A 19,066-nucleotide genomic window follows, 5' to 3' on the forward strand; every position below is an offset into this window, starting at 1 on the left:
CGATAAAAAGAAAGAAGCGTTTTAAGACTCCCTCTTTTTACTAACGAATTCGTAATATGCGCCAAGCATAACCGCCAGCGTATCGTAGGCTTCATCATAATTGAAGTCAGGGTCGGCGACCTTCTGCAAGCCCAAACCTTCGAATACCGCATACAAAATCGAGGCTATCGTCTCCGATTGCTCCGGGGGAAATCCGCTGAGCGATTCGATCGTCTCGCTAATATGACCGCGCTCCGTAGCAAGCATTTCACGCAAAGTGGCCGTTGCACTCTCTTTCCGGAGTCCGATCGCGAATAACTCGAACCGAAGACGGAACCAGTCCTGATGCTGAAGAGCTTTACTCTTCGGAATCTCAAGCATCTGCGCTATCGTTGCATTAGAAATCTCATCCGGATTACCGGAAGCTTCAAGCAAAGGATTGAACGAATCGCAATACTTCTTCGTTTCCCGGCGAAATACTTCGGCGAACAGCAGATCCTTACTCGGGAAATAGTAATTGATCAACCCCTGCGCCACGCCCGCCGTAGCGGCAATCTCCTTGGTCGAAGCCTTGTCATAGCCCTTCTCCGATAATACGGTATAAGCGGCCGCTATTATTCTGTCTCTTTTGTCTGCGTCAGTCATCGGCACACATCCTGTATTTCATGGTATGGGTTGAACGAAATAGGAAGAAATTAAATTTGAATGAACGTTCAAACAGAGAATAACATTCCGCACCGCATTTTGCAAGCAGTCATACTAGATACCTTTCAACTAATCTGTCCTTCTCCGCCCCAGTTATCCCCTCGCTTCAGGATCTTGAGTTACCCAACGCCACAAGCTCCTCGCTGCTCCTCATTTTGACGCTCGCGTATCGCCCAATATTTCCAACTACCTCCGCTTTCCATCTCTTGTCTTGCGCAGCTACTTTGAGAGCGTGGAGTCAGGTTTTACCCAACTACAGTGTCATGTGAGCTGCATTCGGAGCTTGCAGTTAGGTTTCCCGGACTACAGCGCCGCTTGAGCTGCTTTCGGAGCTTGCAATCAGGTTTTACCGGACTACAGTGTCATATGAGCTACTTTTAGAGCATGCAGTTAGGTTTTACCCAACTACAGTGCCATGTGAGCTGCTTTCGGAGCTTGCAATCAGGTTTTACCGGACTACAGTGTCATATGAGCTACTTTTAGAGCATGCAGTTAGGTTTTACCCAACTACAGTGCCATGTGAGCTGCTTTCGGAGCTTGCAATCAGGTTTTACCGGACTACAGTGTCATATGAGCTACTTTTAGAGCATGCAGTTAGGTTTTACCCAACTACAGTGCCATGTGAGCTGCTTTCGGAGCTTGCAATCAGGTTTTACCGGACTACAGTGTCATATGAGCTACTTTTAGAGCATGCAGTTAGGTTTTACCCAACTACAGTGCCATGTGAGCTGCTTTCGGAGCTTGCAATCAGGTTTTACCGGACTACAGTGTCATATGAGCTACTTTTAGAGCATGCAGTTAGGTTTTACCCAACTACAGTGCCATGTGAGCTGCTTTCGGAGCATGCAGTCAGGTTTTACCCAACTACAGTGCCATATGAGCTACTCTCTGAGCGGGCAGTAAAGTTTTTCCCAACTACAGTGCCATGTGAGCTGCTTTCAGAGCATTCAGTTAGGTTTTACCCAACTACAGTGTCTTTCGATGCTCGCAGCTAGATAAAAAACCAAAAAACCCGACACGAGCATCGGGTTTTCCTCGATTAGCCTATGATCACAACGCCTGAAGCCAGCTTTCTACTTCCCGGAATGTCCCCTCGTTCGATAGAATGCCGTCATGATCGCTGTCTAGAATCATCGACACCTTCGCTTGGTTATATTCGGCGAACATCGGCGCGTATTGCCCGGGGATAAATACCTCTTCCTTCTCACCGATCAATACGAGAGTCGGTTGGGTCATCGCCCGCAAATAACGTTCGTATTTGGCTTTTGGCGTTCTGGACATCAGCAGCCTATAACTGAGCTCTAACGTCTCGCGTCCATGTCTGCGTTCGACTGGCTTGTCGTTGCGCATAACGATCCATTTATTCAAGAACCGGAAACCAACCGCATTGAGTAGGGTAAGAAATACGACTCTTGGCATTTCGATCTGAATCGAGCTCCAAGGGTCCTTCTGGTGGTTGATTGGCGCTTTCGGGTGGACGGCGGGAGCTAGCAGCAGATAGGCGCTAACTTCGTTAGCTAGCCTACGGGTAGTTAGACGAATCACGTTTGCTCCGCCACCCGAATGCCCTGCCATAATTAAGGTGTGTGGCGAAGGCAGTTGCGGCCGAATCCATTTAATCAAATCCTCGATATCATCGTCATGCTGGCCTATGTATTCCACATCGCCCCGGCGGACCGGATGCAGCCCGTATCCCCGAAGATCAGGAACGATCACTTGCGCCAGATTCCTTCTGGATATGAATTCGGCCAACGGATGCAAATATTGCCCGTCTTCCGAGATTCCGTGCAGTAGAATGATGATTTTATCCGATTCCGCCAAGTAATGACGGTAACACAACGATCTTCCGTCCCTTGCTTCATATGTCTGAATTGGGGGCATTACTCTTTCGAACATGTTAGACCTCCGACGGCCGACTCTTTTGCGCGCATTCCATTGATGACACTGGTTCCACATAACTGAAAGCGCTATTTTTATCCATTATACCACAAATATATAACATGCATCGTTTAAAATTAGGACTATAGCCTCATTCCCCTATTCGATATCCATAGGATGAGTTCTTTATCCAGCAAAACACATTGTACTTCCCATCACTCCTGAAAGAAACGTCCTATCTCCGCGGGCAGCTCACTCTCGATGTGTGCCAATCCGAACCTTCCGTTCTTTTCTAATATCCCGTATTGATAGGCTAGCGAGTTGTCCGAGATAAGTTGGAACGTATATTGAGGCATCTGATCCGTTTGAAACTTATTGTATGGGCCCGGCTGATTCATAAGACTGAGAAAGGAGCGTACATCTTCCCCTTCGAAGGTATGAATTTCCTTGGTCCCTTTATAGATTTTTATTCGTTCGACCTGCGACTCCGGAATATGTGGATAGTGAGAAGGCTGTCCCGCTCCTTCATGCCACACATAAATGCTATACCCCGTTGTATTCGCCACTAGGCCCAGACCACCGTCATCTTTTACCGCGATTATATCTCTGTCCGTGTAGCCTGCGATTTCATATGCGGGAGTGCCCTGGGGCAGCCGAGACCCTCGTTCCACTTCCCCAAACTCCACTAACGTAGAAGGGTCCGTTACGACTAACTTCCATGCGTTAATATATTGTTTATCTCCGATGTTAACGTAGTCCATCGTCGATTCTTCTGCTTGGTGCGCTTCAGATTGGCGAGCTTCCGATTGCCCGCCTTTCTCTTTCTCGATTAAGGGGTGACAGCCGGATACAACACAGCTCAAAAGGAGTACAAGGAGATACTTGGTTTTGAGCATTCTCGTTATTGTCGTTACGGTCATTATCGTCATCCCCCTCACTAGGCTATGCGCTTATAAAGACGGAAAATGGATATTAAAGTTGCACCTGAGCCACCTCGCCAAACAAAAAAAGCGCCGCAAGAGCGCTTTAATTTCGCCTAAAGTTCGCCGAGACGCCTCATAAATTCGCCCTACTCCAAGTTGGCCCCGATAATATCCTCCATCTTAAACCGTTCTCCGTCTATGATGAAAGTCCGCGTATACGGGTCGACCTTATCGACGATGCCGATCGCCGCGCAGTCTTCATATTCATGGTACAGCGTAAATTGCGCCGCGACTCTCATTCCTAGCGACTCCATGAGAACGCGCATAATCTCTTCCCATTCCTGCTCATCGAGTACCGGCTTTAGCGGACGCTTATGCTTGAACTCTAAATTCTCGGCGATAATCCGCTCCTTATGCTCCGGAAGCATCATCCGGCTCGATTCCCATAACCCGTTGTTCTCCAGCTTTTTGCTCATTTGTAATGTCCTCCGATCTTGCCCGCTCTGTCTTTGGCCTGCCCTGCTTCCGTAACGGAGACGGCTCTCATAATGGCGGTGTTGCCGTATTTCAGCTTCAGCGCATCGGTTGTCTTCTCCAGCTCCCTGAATCGGTCCCGCTGGTCGAATAATGATAGTTGATACTCCTCTTCATTGGCGAGTTGCGAGAGGCCGATCGCGACCTTCCTGACCGGAACGCCCTCCCAATGTTGACGGAACAGCTTAACTGCCGCGGCGTACACTTGATTCGTCACGTTCGTCGGCTCAGACATTTTCATCTGCCGGTAAAATCCGGTCGGACGGTCGAAGTCCGCACCCTGGCACCCTACGGATACAACGCCTCCCATAAAACCAAGGGAGCGGCAGCGCTGGCAGACAAGCTCCGTCAGCTCTAATAGCACGACCTTAAGTTCCTCCAACTTGCGGTAATCCCGCGGCAGCGTCATCTGGTGGCCTACGCTTTTAGGCGCCTCTTCATGGGTGTATGGGCTGACCGGACTGTCGTCGATACCATTGGCAAGCCGCCAATATAATTCGGCATCGATATCGCAGTTCTTGCCGAACTTCCGCCTCATCATCTGTTTCAAGGCTGCAAGCGGCGTCCGCGCAAGCTCGCCGATCGTCGCCAGCCCCATCGCCGTAAAATGAGCAGTCATGCGGCTCCCGACCATGAACAGCTTCCCAATAGGCAGCGGCCATAGCATCTCCGGCAACAACGCCTTCGTCAGCGTGAATATGCCCTCCTCATTCTTCTTGGCCCATAAATCGCACGCCATCTTGGCCGTCACCTTCGAGTAGCTGATCCCTAGGCGCGTATACACCCCCGTATCGTTCCGAACTTGCTGCTGAATCGCCCGCGCGATATCTAGCGGCGACCCGAACAGATTCCTGCTCCCCGTTATATCGATAAATTGCTCGTCGATCGAATAAGGCTCGACGAGATCGCTATAGGTACGATAAATGTTCGTAATCTGCATGGATACATCGATATACAACTGCATCCGCGGCTTGATAATGACGAGATCGGGACACTTGGCAAGCGATTCCCGCACCGTCTCGGCCGTCGTCACCCCGTATTTCTTGGCAATCGGGCAAGCCGCCAATATAATGCCGCTTCTGCGTTCAGGGTCTCCCGCAACGACTAGCGGCTTGTTCGCATATTGCGGGTTGCCCGCCTTCTCCACGGAGGCGTAGAAGCTTTGGCAGTCCGCAAGCATGATAATCCTCTCCTCACCGCGGCCCATCGCCGTCACCCTCACCCATCCGTTAACTTAACCCCCGTGCATTCGCTCGCTTTTTTCAACGCTTCGGTCCTAACCGTGCCCCATAGCAAAGTCATATGATGCTGATATCCCCTGCATAAATAGTCCGCTTCGATGCCCATTTTCGTCCGAGCCTCGGGAAGCACCTTGATTCCGCGCTCCCGAAGCTGCTTCTTGATCGAATAATGCTCGTTGATGATGTCGTCCTGCACCTTCTTCAAGCCTCTGATTAAGATCATGTCCAGCTTGAATCCCGCCGACTGAGCCATGTGAATATCGCTTTCGAGGTAGTCGAGCATAACGGGAATCAGAATCGATTCCTTCACCATTCTCAGTTCCTCTTGATCCAGCATTGGAGGTTTCATTCCCATCCCCCTGCTCCTCGTGTGGCACGAACTCCGAGTTCTCTCGATATTGTTCGTGTTATTCATTATATACGAACACACGTTCTATTATCCATGTTTATTTTTTGCTTTTTCAAGCTTATACTGGAAGGAAGGAGGGACAAGCGATGTGCGGAAGATATACGATCGTGGTTTCCATGGAAGAGCTCATGATGAGATATTTAAGCGAATTGCCGACTAATCGCTACCATACGCCCCGCTATAACGTCGCTCCTATGCAGAACGTAATGGCGGTCGTTCATGACGGGGACAAAAATAAGCTCGGCGAGCTTCGCTGGGGGCTTGTCCCTTCGTGGGCTTCCGACGACAAAATCGGGAGCAAGATGATCAACGCCCGGGCGGAGACGCTCCTCGAGAAACCGTCGTTCAAAGCCTTGATTCGGCGCAAAAGGGCGATCGTGCCGGCGGACGGATTCTACGAATGGAAACCCCACGGGGGCAAAAAACAGCCGATGCGCATTACGATGAAGGACGGCTCCCTCTTCTCCATGGCCGCCTTGTACGATACATGGACAGCGGCCGATGGCCGCAAGATCAGCACGTGCACGATCATCACGACGACTCCGAACAGCCTAATGGCCGACATCCACGATCGGATGCCGGTCATTCTGCGACCCGAGGACGAGGCGTCATGGCTGAATCGGGGCAACGATGACGTTGGGCAGCTCACGAGTCTGCTGCTCCCCTACTCGGCCGATGCGATGCGGGCTTACCCGGTGTCCCCGATCGTGGGCAACGTCAAGAACGATACGCCCGAATGTATCGAGGAGCAAATGATCCTGTTCTAAAGGGGACATCGAGCCGGTAAGCGCCTTAGCAACAGCGCGATATTTTGCCGCCTTTCGCGCTATATCGCGCTTCCTGCGCCTCGGAGAAAAACTGCTTGCGAGTTAGAATAGGCTCATCAGGATGATGCGTTCTCCGATGCTGTACGTAGGTTTCGTAATGAGGAACGCCCACCAACAGATCGAGAAATTGCCGCCGATATTTCAACAAGCCGGCTATTTGTTTAAACACGGGATTTGACGCCCTCCTTCGATTTGGAATCGCGCGCCGCATAAGCGGCTTCATGGAGCGTATACGGTCGCCCCGAAGCAATGCCGTACCACATCCGTACGGCGGCGATGAACACCGTAACGACCACGAGCATGAAAATTCCGCAAATGACCGCGTTCAAGTAGTTGTTTCTCACGATTTGCCCCATCTGGCCGAGGTTCTTCGCGGTCCCGATGATCCGGCCGTCGTCGAGCGCAGTCTGGTATTGCCTGGCTTGAGCTAGAAAACCGATTGAAGGCTCGGCATGGAACAGCTTCTGGTATCCCGCGGTCATCGTAACGACAAGCAACCACGAGGTAGGCAGAAGTGTTACCCAAACATAAGCTTTCTTGCCCATTTTGAACAAAATCGTCGTACCGAACAATAAAGCAATGCCGGCGAGCATCTGGTTCGCGATTCCGAAAAGCGCCCACAAGGAATTAATGCCCCCAAGAGGATCGATTACCCCCTGAACGAGAAAATACCCCCAAGCGAACACGCAAATTCCCGTCGCGACCAGATTTCCCGCGAACGACTCCGTGTTTCCGAGCCGTTTATTTACTGTGCCCATTAGCTCCTGAACCATGAACCTTCCGACCCTTGTCCCGGCATCGACCGTCGTTAAGATGAACAAAGCCTCGAACAGGATCGCAAAGTGGTACCAGAAAGACATCAAAGCTTTCCCGCCCGCGACATTGGACAGAATGTTCGCCATTCCTACGGCAAGTGTGGGCGCACCGCCCGTCCTCGACAACACGGTCGATTCGCCGATGTCATGGGCTAACGTGGTAAGTTGCTCCGCCGTTACGGAGTAGCCCCAGGATGAGATCGTCGAAGCCGCTTGCATGGCATCCGCTCCGATGATCGCGGCCGGACTGTTAATGGCGAAGTAGATACCCGGCGTAATGATACAAGCGGCAATTAGCGCCATAATCGCCACGAACGACTCCGTCAGCATGGCGCCATACCCGATCATCGTCATGTGCGATTCCCTTTCGATCATTTTCGGGGTCGTGCCGGAAGCGATCAAAGCGTGGAATCCGGATACGGAGCCGCAGGCAATCGTGATGAACAGGAATGGAAAGACGTTGCCCGAGAAGACGGGGCCCGTCCCGTTCACGAACTTGGAAGCATAGGGCATCAACAGATCCGGCATGACCACGACAATGCCGATCGCAAGCGCGGTAATCGTACCGATCTTGAGGAAAGTGCTTAAGTAATCGCGCGGCGCCAGCAACAGCCATACCGGCATAACCGATGCCACGAAGCCGTAGCCTATGAGCAAATAAGCGATCGTCTCCCCTTGAAAAGTGAACAGCGGAGCAAGCGTCGTGCTTTCGGCCACCGACTGCCCGTAGATCAACGCCGCAATCAATAGGATAAATCCGACGACCGACGCTTCGGTGACTCGCCCCGGACGTATATATCGCATATATGCGCCCATGAGCAGGGCGATCGGAATCGTGCACGCGATCGTAAACATCCCCCACGGACTTCCGACCAAAGCCTTCACCACGATAAGCGCCAGCACGGCCAGCAATATAATCATGATCCCTAGTATGCCGATCATCGCGATGAGACCCGTGACCCGGCCCATCTCGTCCTTGATCATATCTCCCAACGATTTGCCGTCCCGGCGCGTCGAGGCGAACAGCACGATAAAGTCCTGCACCGCGCCGGCCAGGATTACGCCGACGATAATCCATAGCGCGCCCGGCAAGTAACCCATCTGGGCGGCAAGAACCGGCCCGACGAGCGGTCCCGCCCCCGCAATCGCGGCAAAATGATGGCCGAACAGCACTCCTTTGTGCGTAGGCACGAAATCTTTGCCGTCGTTGTGCAGCTCCGCGGGCGTCATGCGCGTATCGTCGATCTCCAGCACTCTGCGCGCCATAAACCGAGCATAGAACCGATATGCGACTGCATAGAAACAGACGGCCGCCACGACAAGCCAGACCGCGTTAACCGTCTCTCCTCTTCTAAGAGCCACGATCGCGAGAGAAACCGCGCCCAGCAACGAAACGCAGCACCACAGCACGATCGATTTCCAGTTTCCTCGCAATCCGCACACCTCATTATGTATGGACATCTGACTTCTGTTCCCATTGACCGGAAGCATCCTTGAGAATGCACCGAATACTAGGGAATTATTCATGGTGCTTAGCTAGCTGTCGCTTGGAGCTACTCGGTAAGATCGACTAATTCGCGCGCGGTGGGGGAGGTTCGCTTGGAGTTACTCGGTAAAATCGACTAATTCGCGTGTAGTGGGGGAGTTTCGCTTAGAGTTACTCGGTAAAATCGACTAATTCGCTCGTAGTGGGGAGTTTTGCTTGGAGTTACTCGATATAATCGACTAATTCGCTCGTAGTGGGGAGTTTCGCTTGGAGTTACTCGATATAATCGACTAATTCGCGTGTAGTGGGGAGTTTCGCTTGGAGTTACTCGGTAAAATCGATTAATTCGGGCGTGGTACGGTGCGATGGTGAAGCGACTAGTGACGGATAGCTGGAACATTCACTTCCCGTCGCTTAACGTCTCACCATCACCTCGCAACCTTCTGCTACTTAAAGCCCTTTAACCATTCCGCCGTCTACGAGCAAAGACTGTCCGGTGACGTAGGTGTTAGCGAAAGAGCCGTAGAACACGGCATGCCGAGCGAACTCTTCGGGCGTGCCCATTCTGCCTAGAGGAATCTGCCTAATCGCTTCCGCTTGAATATCCTCGAACGAACGTTGCTGAGCCTCAGCCCTTTTCTGATCTAATTCGGTAATTCGATCCGTCGCAATTCTGCCCGGCGCAATCGTGTTGATCAAGATGCCGTCCCCGGCCAATTCCGATGCCAAGCTCTTCGTTAAGGCTTGCACCCCCGCCCGGAAAACATTAGATAATATGAGCCCGTCGATGGGTTGCTTGATCGAAGTGGACGCCAAGTTGACGATCCTTCCTCCCCCCGCCGCCTTCAGGAAAGGCAACGCTTCGCGGATTAACCGTATGGTGCTCATCAGGCTGAGCTCGAAGCCACTCGCCCAATCCTCGTCTGCCATATCTGAGAAAAATCCGCCCTGGGGGCCTCCGGCGTTCGTAACCAACACGTCCAAGCCATCGCCCATCGCGGCAGCGGTCCGAACCGCATGTCTGACGTCTTCGCTGCTGGATACATCCATCTGCAGGATCGCCGCTTCGACTCCGGTCAGCTCCTTAATCTCATCGCGAGTATGCGCGAGCTGCTCCAAGCTGCGGCTGGCGATCGTCACGCGAGCGCCTTCCCTAGCATATTGAAGCGCGACCGCTTTGCCCAAGCCTTTGCTCGCAGCAGCCACGAAAACCGATTTACCCGACAGCAACAAATCCATGTTCAACTACACCCTTTCCGTCATCCGATAATGCCGCGTTTAGTTAAACTGCCAGCAGCTTAAGCTAAGAGTGCCATATTGGTAACTGCGATGCAATAATTTCGCTTGCCGGTTTCGTTCCCCAGCCCCCATTGCCAGGAATAGCGGAATGAAATGCTCGTTCGTCGGAACGGCTTCTACTGCGTGTGGGGCAACTTCACGATATTCGAACAACGCCTGAGTATCCCAAGCGAGCAGCTTTTCCTCCAGCCAACCGTCGAACGTCTCCGCCCAAGCTTCCGCTTCCTCGGCCCGCCAATTCACTCTCCGCAAATTATGAACGGTTCCCCCGCTGCCGATGACAAGAATATCCTTCTCACGCAGCTCCGCTAGCGCCGCGCCAATCCGGTATTGTTGTTCATTCGTCAGGTATCGGTTGACCGATAACGCGATGACCGGAATGTCGGCATCCGGGTACATCAGCTTCAGAATCGCCCATGCCCCGTGATCCAGCCCTCTCTCTAAGTCAACGGCGCTCTCGACCCCATGCTCCTTGAACAAACGTCCGATTTCCTCGCTAAGGGAACGATCGCCTTTGGCCGGGTACTTCATCTGATATAACTCGTCCTGGAAGCCGCCGAAATCGTAGATCGTCGGGTAGGTTCCGGGAACGGCGCTGATCGTCTGCGTCCGGTTTTCCCAGTGCGCGGAGAACAGCACGATGGCCTTAGGCTTAGGATGCGATGATGCAAAATAACTCTTAAGGAAGTCCGTGTAATCGACTTTGTCCAACACTAACGATGGCGCCCCATGGGCGATAAAATAAGAAGGGATCATCACTTCTCACGCTCCTTTATCCATTTTATGATATCCTGCTGGTTGTCTTCCGACACTCCGTGATCGGTCGGATAGGTTTTGAAAGTCAGTTGCGGGGTTAACGGTTCGAAATAAGCCGCCGTCTCTTCCCCGATATGAATCGGGAATACGGTATCGTACAAGCCATGCGAAACCCAAACAGCCACTTTGCTAATATCCGTCAACGCATACTCCGTTTTCACGAATCCGGGCACGTAGCCGTTTAACGCCACGAGTCCCTTTAATCGATCACCCATCGTCAACGCAAGCGTCATTGACAGGATCGCTCCTTGACTGAATCCGAGCAAGTAACGTCTCTGAGGGTCGATCTGATATTTGTCGGTCGCATCCTCGATAAAGCTTTCCAACTGCTTAACAGCTTCATCGAACAACTCGCGGATCGGATTGCCCAAGCTCTTCAGCTCATAATATTGATACCCGGCTCCTAGCGTCAGGTTGCCGCGGATTCCGACAATAATAAACTCATCGGATAATGCTGACACCAAGCCGAACATGTTCCGCTCATTCGAACCTTTGCCGTGCAAGGTGAAGATAACCGGGTATTTTTTACCCGTCTCAGCGTTCGGAGGCAGGTGGATATCGTATTCGTAGGTTGCTGTCATGGTCGTTTCCTCCCTGTTTTCCGCCATTTATATTACCAATAGAGAATTTTATTTCGTATAACTAATTTATAAGTTTAGGACTAGATTGTCAACCTGAAAATTGTTAATATCGAATTATAGTTAGTATTACAAATATTTTGTGAGGAAGGGGCGGCAACGAATGGATATCGGTTCCTCCATCCGCACGATCCGCAAACGCAAGAAAATCACGATCGCCCAAATATGCGCGGAAACCGGCTTATCCCAGGGCTTCATGAGCCAAGTCGAAACAAATAAAACCTCCCCGTCTATCGCAACGTTGGACAACATCGCGCAGGCGCTGAACGTGCCCTTGACCTATTTGCTGATGAAAAAAGAAGAACGGATGAGCGTTGTCCGCAAAGAGGATCGCAAGGCGACAACGAGCGGTATCGAAAACTTGAAGGTTGAACACTTAAGCTCGTCAAAGAGCTTGAAGCTTAGACTCGTCGAATTCCCGCCCGGCGCCTCGACCGGCGAAGCTCCTCACGCCCATCAGGGGGAAGAAGTTCACATGGTGATTAAGGGCAAGATTCTCGCCGAGCAAGGAGAAGACTCCGCCGTGCTTGTAGAAGGAGATTCTTTTAGCTGGAACGCCTGCACCCCTCACCGGGTACAAAATTTAAGCGAAGAGCTCAGCATCGTCTTAGTCGCCGTCTATAAGGAGACGGAAAGCGAACAGGATGAGGATATCCTGTAACTTCCCTAAGCATGCATAGCGTGCCCTTGACACCCCGATAGCCGTTCGATATAGTGGACAAACACAACAATATTTTTCCACACTTACGACGGAAGCACCCGTAAGAGAAGGCTGAATTAAGCCTTTCTTGCAGGTGCTTTTTTGTCGTCAGTCAACCAAAGGAGGCATTCTTATGTTCCAAAGAAAGTCCGTCAGTTGGGTGTCATTCATCTTGTTGTTGCTCGTCTGCATGACCGCTTTACCTACCGCTTTAGTATCCGCCGCAACCTCCGCCATCGAGCTGTCCGTTCCGATCAAGCTCAGCTTCGACAAAACCGTCACCGCATCCGATAGCCAAGCCGCCGCGAAGCTGAACTCGTTATACGGCGATCTCGATATTCTGCTTAAGCAGGATAAAGACCTCGAGGCGAAGATTAAAGCTCTTCACTACGACAACGAAGGGAAGTTATCCGCGTTGCGCAAGCAAATTCGCGACATAAACTCCGACAAAATCTACAAGCTCGCGGCCCAGGTCCAAGCGACCAAAGTCCGCTATCAACCCTTATTCGACGCTTATGCCGCTCTGAACAAACAGATCTCGCTTGCCAAGTCCTTAAAGAACAAGACGCTTAACACCCTTCTCCGTACCCAGGCCGACACCATGAAGCTGTCCGTCCAGTTCGCCCGCGAAGACATTAAAGCCAAAGAAGCTTCGCTCAAATCCATGAAATCGGCAACCTCCGAGAAGATCAAAGCCGCGCGCAAGTCGCTCGACGCCATCGACCCGCTCACCGTTCAGATCAAATCGCAACGGAGCGCGGCCAGCTTGCCGCGAAGCAGCCGTTCTCCCGTCTGGACGAACTTCAAATATGCCATTAAGAAAAACGAAACCAAAGGCACGCTCGACTCTCTGTCCACTCTCGTTAACCTCACTCGACAGATCGTAACGCAGCAACAGAAAATCGACGCTCTCGAACATAAAATATCCGAGATCATCGTTCAAACCAAAGCCCAGTTCCTGTAACCCCCGCCGTAGAAGAGGTATAATAGACTTCTAGAACTTATCGCGAGGAAGCGACCGTTCCTTTGCCCGATAAGACGAGGAGATCCGTAACTATGGCATTAAACATCCGTCTGCTAACCGATCAAGACTTCGAAGAAGCCATGCAGCGCCAAGCTCGCATGCGCGTCTTCAAGAACGACCACATTATCGACTCCAACGGCATAATCGTTCGTTACGATAGCCAGACCATCGTGATCCAATCCGGAGTCGGCGACCTGGCCTACCACTCCAGAGAGGATTGCGAGTTTTTCGAATTAAGGAAGCGGTAAACCCAGTTTGAGGGCTGAGCTCTGTTGACTACAGAGCTCAGCCCTCGCCTTTTGTTCCATTGAAACGCCCGTTTGTTACCATATTCCCCGAGCTCGCGCATATATAATAGTCAGATCCTACGGGGAGGGCCATTGGTATGCGCGTTTCGTTTTGGTATCGTTTTATGGTTGTTCTATTCGCCTTATTTCTCCTTCCTGCCGTCGTTACCGCTCATGCGGAAACCGTCCAACTAGCGGAAAAATTCGCCAAGTACGAGCAATTCATCCTCATCGACAAATCGTCTAACAAGCTGTATTTCTACGAAGAAGGAAAGTTAATCAAATCGTTCCCCGTAGCCACGGGAAAGAAGCCCTCCTATACGCCGGAAGGCTTATTCACCATTCATGAGAAGGTCAAAAACCGGCCCTATTACAAAGAGAAAATCAAAGGCGGAGATCCCAAGAATCCACTAGGCGATCGCTGGCTCGGCTTGGATGTCACCCGTAACGGCAAAACGTCCTACGCTTACGGAATTCATGGCAACAACAACGAGAAATCGATAGGCAAATACGTCTCCGCGGGATGCATCCGCATGCACAATAAAGAAGTCCGTTGGCTCTATGATCAGCTTAAGGTCAGTACTCCCGTTCTCATCCAGAAATAACATCCAGTAATTGACATAACCTAAATTTGGAAGATATAATTTCAAATGTTCATGGATAGGAACAACACAAAATGATCAAGGTGGGGAATATCATTAAATCTGCAGCTGCTGTCATCGGTAAAATCTTACTAAGTCTCGCTCTAGTATTCGGTATTGTTTTCATCATCGTATTGCTTCAAATCGTAACGTCGGCCACTAAAGACGCAAACGGAGAAATTCAGGTTGAAATCGGGTATGGCGACTTGTTTAATTTCGGGATGATGGGAGCCTTTATTATCGCTTCGCTTGCAATGTACTTATGGTTCGAGCGCAAGAAGGGCTGGTCATTAGGTTTCAAACAGAGAAGCAGCTCCGTCTTTGCTCTTCATGGTCTTGCTGGCGGGATCCTGCTGATTTCTCTATCTTCCGTTATCATTTGGGCAATGGGAGGCATTAGCTGGGAGGCCGCCGAATGGAATCAAGAGCTGGTCCAATCCTTATTATGGGGAATTTTGCTATATGTTTGCGCTGCATTTTCTGAAGAAATCTTCTCCCGCGGTTATGTTCAAGGTCTGATTCGACATCATTATGGACCCAAAATGGCCATCGTAGCCAGCTCGCTCCTATTTGCGATTCTGCACGGCATGAACCCCGGAACCTTCGATTCTCCGTTCCCCATTATTGTCCTTATTCTTGCAGGCGTGATTATGTCGGTCGCCCGTGAAGTGACCGGAGGATTATGGTGGTCTATCGGACTTCATTTAAGCTGGAACTACTTCCAAGGGTACGTCTACGGCTTCAAGGTTTCGGGAACCGACGTCGTTCCCGCCGTATTGCATACTACTGACAATGGGCCTTCCTCCCTCTCGGGCGGTACGTTCGGTGCAGAAGGAAGTTATGTTTCCATTGTCGTGCTGATTATCGGCATTGTCGGAGTCTACTATTTGTACGGAAGAAAAAGTGCCGTATCAGCCCCAACGTTAGCTCAATAAAGCAATCATAAAGAGGAACCCGTCTGTTTCCGACCGGCGGTTCCTCTACCCTATTGAACGCGTCACGCCTTAATCGCGGAAGTCCAACCCCAGTAGAATGCATCCCTGTCCCAAGCTGCTTTGCCGCCATGCAGCTTCTTAAACGCCTTCTTGACTTCCTTATCTATCGATTCGTGTCCGTTATCGTTAGCGTAAATAAATTGTTCGCCAAAATGCTCTTTAATATGGTTAACCGCTGCCTCTTGATAGAGCACTCCGCTGTTTTTTAATTCCCCGAACATCCAGTTCGCTACTTCATCCGCTGTAAAACTCATCTATTTTCGCTCCTTCTTATGTGCTTTTATTGCAACTGAACATGACCGTGGAACAGCTCGCTATAGAGTCCTGGCTTGGCCAATAGCTCCTCATGAGAGCCTCGCTCCAGCAGTTTCCCGTCCTTCAGGACAAGAATTTGATCCGCGCGGCGAATCGTATTGAGGCGATGGGCAATGACGAAGCTCGTGCGTCCTTCCATTAACCGTTGCAGTCCCTCTTGGATTTTGATTTCCGTAACCGTGTCGATGCTACTCGTCGCCTCGTCCAACACGAGAATCGCTGGATCCGCAAGAATAGCCCGAGCGATGGCGAGCAGTTGCTTCTGCCCTTGGCTAATCCCGCTGCCATCGCCTTGCAGGATTTTGTCATAGCCGCCTGGAAGCCGAGAAATGAACGAATGGGCATTCGCCAGCTTCGCCGCCTGCTCGACTTGGTCATCCGTCGTGTCTAGCTTGCCATAACGGATGTTGTCCCGAATCGTCCCTTCGAACAGGAAAGAGTCCTGAAGAACGAACGCCATATGAGATCGAAGGCTCTCCCTCCGTATGGACTTGATATCATGTCCGTCTACCGTAATGTTCCCCGAATCCGCCTCGTAGAAACGCGAGAGCAGCTGAATGAGCGAGGTTTTACCTGCCCCCGTCGGCCCGATAATCGCGATCGTTTCGCCCGGGCGCGCTTCGAAGCTGATGTCCTTAAGCGTATGTTCTCCCGGATTATAGGAGAAAGAGACATGGGAGAACACAACCTCGCCTTGAACCGATTCAATGGACTCCGCTGCAGTCTCATCCTTGGCTTCCTCGTCTTCGTCCAAGATTTCGAACACCCGCTCCGCTCCCGCGACAGCCGACAACAGCGTGTTCCATTGATTCGCAAGATCGTTCAGCGGCCTAGTGAATTGTCTAGCGTATTCGACGAATACGATGATAACCCCGACGGTGATCGCCCCCCTAATGGCAAGCAATCCTCCGATTCCGGCAATGATCGCGAAGCTTAAATTATTCAACCCGTTCATCAGCTTCGGAATGAATCCCGAAATGGCCTGAGCCCAGAATCCGGACAGCTTGATCCGCCTGTTACGCTCCCCGAACTCCTCGATGACCCGCTCCTCTTGGGAAAAAGCTTTGACAATGCGTTGCCCGGACAACGTTTCCTCGATATACCCGTTCAAATCCCCGAGATTCCCTTGACGCTCCTTGAACAGGACGCCGGTTCTACGCGTAATCCATTTCATACCCAGCGCCATTAGCGGTACGACCAAGAAGGTCAGTAAAGTAAGAAGCGGGCTGAGCAGCAGCATCACGATTACGGTTCCTACGAGAATGAGGATGCTGGAAAAAATCTGAATCGCCGAGCTATTCAGGGTCGAGCTGACGTTGTCTATATCGTTGGTCATGCGGCTCATCAGTTCTCCGCGTTGCCGCTTAGCGAAGAATGGAATGGGCAGCTTATGCAAATGGCCGAACAGATCGACGCGCATCCGGTACACCGTTTCTTGCGCGATCGAGATCATCCATATGTTTTGCAGCCAGCTAACTAACGAACTACACACGTATACGGCTGCTAGGCCAACGAGGAATAGAAGCCACGGTGCACCGCCCGGCCCTTCCAAATAATGATCTATCGCGCGTCCGATTAAGTACGGGCCAAGTAAGGTCAAGCCCGAGCTTAAGAGAACCATGAACAAAACAAGGCTTAATCGTCCCTTACGGTGCGCAAGATAAGACCAGACTCGCTTGAGCGTCGCTTGCCAGTTTTTCGCTTTCTGCTTGGGGCGTTTAACCGTGACTCCGGCTTCTTGCTCCTTATATTCCTTTGCGGCCTTTGTAGGCTTCCGATAGCGGAAGGGTTCACTTAAGGCTTCCCACATGCGAACCCTCCTCCCCGAATTGCGATTCGTAAATGCGGCGATACAAAGTATTGCTTGCCATTAGCTGCATATGGTTTCCTTGGGCGATCAGTCGTCCGTCATCCAGCAAAACAATCAGGTTCGCGTTCAAGGTGGAGCTGATTTTCTGCGTGATGAGGAACGTCGTGCATCTCAAGCTGCTGATCGCTTGCAGGAGAGCGCCTTCGGTTCGAACGTCCAGCGCGCTCGTGCTATCATCGAGCACCAGGATAGCCGGCCTGCGGATGAGCGCGCGGGCAATGGAAATCCGTTGCTTCTGGCCGCCCGACAGATTAATGCCCCGCTGTCCGAGCAGAGTATCGTAACCGTTCGGCAACTGAACGATCGTATCATGGATTTGCGCCAGCCGAGCTGCCTTCGTCACTTGCTCCAGACTTACGCCTTCGAGGCCCCATGCGATATTGTCGCGAATCGTCCCGGTAAAAAGCACAACTTCCTGCGGCACGTAACCGATGGAGTCATGCAGCTTCCGAATAGGCCATTCCCGGACGTTACGCCCGTCGATGAGAATGTTCCCCTCGTCTTCCTCGTACAGACGAAGAATAAGCTGAACGAGCGAGGATTTCCCCGAGCCCGTCGCCCCGAGAATCGCAACCGTGTATCCCGGACTCGCACGGAAAGAGATGTCCTCCAGCACGGGAGCGGCCGTATTCGGATATCGAAAGGCAACCCGGTCAAACTCGACGCTTCCTTCCATGATTGTTTCCTCTATTTTATCCGTTTCATCGCTAATCCGTTGCGTTTCTTCATCCGTCTCCATCGTATCGTTGATGCGCTGCGCGGATGCATGCGCCCTCGAGAAAGCCGCAACGAGCATGGACAACGCCGATAAAGCTCCCGCGGTCCGAAGGGAATAATTCACGATCGCCACAACCTCTCCGGTCGTGGCGCTTCCCGCTCGGATTTCGAGCTGTCCGAACCAAAGCACCGCGATAATCCCCGCATTCATAATAAGCACGATGAAGGGGAGAGTTATCTCGGTGAGCCGAAGCGCGGAAGCAGAGCTCTGCATGAGCTCCCCGCTATGACGCGCGAATCTCGCGGCCTCTTGCTCCCTGCGAACGAATACGCGAATGAGTCGCATGCCCGTCAAGTTCTCCTGCATGACCCCGTTAACGTTATCGAGCCGTTGTTGAACCTTCTTAAACAAGGAAGCCGCCTTCTTAACCATCCACACGATAAACAAGATCAGGGCAGGGACGGTCAGGAGCAACAGAAACCCAAGCCCGGCATGGACGACAAGCGCCATAATCATGCTGCCGATGACGACAAGCGGCACGCGAAGCATGAAACGCAGCCCCATGAACGTCGTGTCCTGAACCTGCGTAACGTCATTCGTCAGACGGGTGATGAGCGAAGAGGTCGCGAATCGATTGAAGACCGAATAAGAGAAAGCTTGTACTTTGCCGTAAAGCTTCTCTCGAATATCATACCCTAAGCTCTGGCTAACGTGCGCGGCATAGAACGAGCTTAATATCCCGGCGCCGAAAGCGAGCAAAGTGCCCGCTACCAGAACTCCGCACCATATGAGCACGACTCCCGCATCATGCCGAGCGATTCCGTCGTCGATAATCTTGGATATGAGCAATGGCTGAACAAGCTCAACCGCCAATTCGACCAGCATAAGCACGATCGCCGTAATAGCAGCCACGCGATATTTCTTAATCAAACGGAAAAATAATGGCATCTCTCTTCCTCCGTGCAT

Annotated in this window: 20 protein-coding genes; 6 read left to right on the top strand and 14 right to left on the bottom strand. The window is 51.6% G+C overall.

Annotated elements, in window-relative coordinates; translation table 11 throughout:
• Window positions 1-21: 21 nt before the first annotated feature.
• The 6 genes from L3D05_RS11705 to L3D05_RS11730 form a co-directional block, all read right to left on the bottom strand.
• The gene (locus tag L3D05_RS11705) at window positions 22-624 is read right to left on the bottom strand and encodes a TetR/AcrR family transcriptional regulator (protein WP_239616233.1); all 603 of its coding nucleotides are present in this window, start codon (window positions 622-624) and stop codon (window positions 22-24) included.
• A 1,110-nt stretch (window positions 625-1,734) separates the two neighbouring features.
• Window positions 1,735-2,580 (bottom strand): alpha/beta hydrolase, encoded by an 846-nt coding sequence (locus L3D05_RS11710; protein WP_239616234.1) that lies wholly within the window; start codon window positions 2,578-2,580, stop codon window positions 1,735-1,737.
• A gap of 197 nt (window positions 2,581-2,777) precedes the next feature.
• Window positions 2,778-3,482: a hypothetical protein gene (locus L3D05_RS11715; RefSeq protein ID WP_239616235.1), complete on the bottom strand. Its 705-nt coding sequence runs from the start codon at window positions 3,480-3,482 to the stop codon at window positions 2,778-2,780.
• A gap of 149 nt (window positions 3,483-3,631) precedes the next feature.
• Window positions 3,632-3,961 carry a YolD-like family protein gene (locus tag L3D05_RS11720; protein WP_239616236.1) on the bottom strand — a complete coding sequence of 110 codons (330 nt, stop codon included), beginning with the start codon at window positions 3,959-3,961 and terminating at the stop codon, window positions 3,632-3,634.
• Window positions 3,958-5,199, bottom strand: coding sequence for a DNA polymerase IV (locus L3D05_RS11725; RefSeq protein WP_239616237.1), 1,242 nt, complete (start codon window positions 5,197-5,199; stop codon window positions 3,958-3,960). The genes L3D05_RS11720 and L3D05_RS11725 overlap by 4 nt, the downstream gene beginning before the upstream one ends.
• Before the next feature lie 38 nt (window positions 5,200-5,237).
• Complete coding sequence (locus tag L3D05_RS11730) at window positions 5,238-5,609, bottom strand: YhjD family protein (protein ID WP_239616238.1); 372 nt, start codon at window positions 5,607-5,609, stop codon at window positions 5,238-5,240.
• Window positions 5,610-5,755: 146 nt separating this feature from the next.
• Between L3D05_RS11730 and L3D05_RS11735 the strand changes: the two genes are divergently transcribed.
• Entirely contained in the window at window positions 5,756-6,436 is a 681-nt protein-coding gene (locus L3D05_RS11735; protein ID WP_239616239.1) for an SOS response-associated peptidase, read from the top strand.
• A 25-nt stretch (window positions 6,437-6,461) separates the two neighbouring features.
• Here L3D05_RS11735 and L3D05_RS11740 read toward each other — a convergent pair whose 3' ends face one another.
• The 5 genes from L3D05_RS11740 to L3D05_RS11760 form a co-directional block, all read right to left on the bottom strand.
• On the bottom strand, window positions 6,462-6,665 hold the full coding sequence (locus tag L3D05_RS11740; RefSeq protein WP_239616240.1) for a YbdD/YjiX family protein: 204 nt from the start codon (window positions 6,663-6,665) through the stop codon (window positions 6,462-6,464).
• The gene (locus L3D05_RS11745) at window positions 6,658-8,772 is read right to left on the bottom strand and encodes a carbon starvation CstA family protein (RefSeq protein WP_239616241.1); all 2,115 of its coding nucleotides are present in this window, start codon (window positions 8,770-8,772) and stop codon (window positions 6,658-6,660) included. The genes L3D05_RS11740 and L3D05_RS11745 overlap by 8 nt, the downstream gene beginning before the upstream one ends.
• Before the next feature lie 475 nt (window positions 8,773-9,247).
• Window positions 9,248-10,036 (bottom strand): SDR family oxidoreductase, encoded by a 789-nt coding sequence (locus tag L3D05_RS11750; RefSeq protein WP_239616242.1) that lies wholly within the window; start codon window positions 10,034-10,036, stop codon window positions 9,248-9,250.
• 39 nt (window positions 10,037-10,075) lie between these two features.
• Window positions 10,076-10,852 (bottom strand): DODA-type extradiol aromatic ring-opening family dioxygenase, encoded by a 777-nt coding sequence (locus L3D05_RS11755; protein WP_239616480.1) that lies wholly within the window; start codon window positions 10,850-10,852, stop codon window positions 10,076-10,078.
• On the bottom strand, window positions 10,852-11,493 hold the full coding sequence (locus tag L3D05_RS11760) for an alpha/beta hydrolase (protein WP_239616243.1): 642 nt from the start codon (window positions 11,491-11,493) through the stop codon (window positions 10,852-10,854). The genes L3D05_RS11755 and L3D05_RS11760 overlap by 1 nt, the downstream gene beginning before the upstream one ends.
• A 160-nt stretch (window positions 11,494-11,653) precedes the next feature.
• Between L3D05_RS11760 and L3D05_RS11765 the strand changes: the two genes are divergently transcribed.
• The 5 genes from L3D05_RS11765 (at window position 11,654) to L3D05_RS11785 (ending at window position 15,137) form a co-directional block, all read left to right on the top strand.
• On the top strand, window positions 11,654-12,211 hold the full coding sequence (locus tag L3D05_RS11765; protein WP_239616244.1) for a helix-turn-helix domain-containing protein: 558 nt from the start codon (window positions 11,654-11,656) through the stop codon (window positions 12,209-12,211).
• A 172-nt stretch (window positions 12,212-12,383) separates the two neighbouring features.
• Complete coding sequence (locus tag L3D05_RS11770) at window positions 12,384-13,214, top strand: Rossmann-fold NAD(P)-binding domain-containing protein (RefSeq protein ID WP_239616245.1); 831 nt, start codon at window positions 12,384-12,386, stop codon at window positions 13,212-13,214.
• 92 nt (window positions 13,215-13,306) lie between these two features.
• Window positions 13,307-13,522, top strand: coding sequence for a hypothetical protein (locus L3D05_RS11775; protein ID WP_239616246.1), 216 nt, complete (start codon window positions 13,307-13,309; stop codon window positions 13,520-13,522).
• Between the two features lie 137 nt (window positions 13,523-13,659).
• On the top strand, window positions 13,660-14,166 hold the full coding sequence (locus tag L3D05_RS11780; protein WP_239616247.1) for a L,D-transpeptidase: 507 nt from the start codon (window positions 13,660-13,662) through the stop codon (window positions 14,164-14,166).
• A gap of 71 nt (window positions 14,167-14,237) precedes the next feature.
• Window positions 14,238-15,137, top strand: coding sequence for a CPBP family intramembrane glutamic endopeptidase (locus L3D05_RS11785; protein ID WP_239616248.1), 900 nt, complete (start codon window positions 14,238-14,240; stop codon window positions 15,135-15,137).
• A gap of 62 nt (window positions 15,138-15,199) precedes the next feature.
• Here L3D05_RS11785 and L3D05_RS11790 read toward each other — a convergent pair whose 3' ends face one another.
• Genes L3D05_RS11790 through L3D05_RS11800 form a run of 3 tightly spaced genes read right to left on the bottom strand, consistent with a single transcriptional unit; the run spans window position 15,200 to window position 19,048 of the window.
• On the bottom strand, window positions 15,200-15,451 hold the full coding sequence (locus tag L3D05_RS11790; RefSeq protein ID WP_239616249.1) for a DUF6953 family protein: 252 nt from the start codon (window positions 15,449-15,451) through the stop codon (window positions 15,200-15,202).
• A 26-nt stretch (window positions 15,452-15,477) separates the two neighbouring features.
• Window positions 15,478-17,322, bottom strand: a complete 1,845-nt coding sequence (locus tag L3D05_RS11795; protein WP_239616250.1) for an ABC transporter ATP-binding protein — start codon at window positions 17,320-17,322, stop codon at window positions 15,478-15,480.
• Entirely contained in the window at window positions 17,303-19,048 is a 1,746-nt protein-coding gene (locus L3D05_RS11800) for an ABC transporter ATP-binding protein (RefSeq protein ID WP_239616251.1), read from the bottom strand. Before L3D05_RS11800 ends, L3D05_RS11795 begins: the two co-directional genes overlap by 20 nt.
• Window positions 19,049-19,066: the final 18 nt, after the last annotated feature.

This window comes from Cohnella mopanensis (genome assembly GCF_022352055.1).
Lineage (GTDB): Bacteria > Bacillota > Bacilli > Paenibacillales > Paenibacillaceae > Cohnella > Cohnella mopanensis.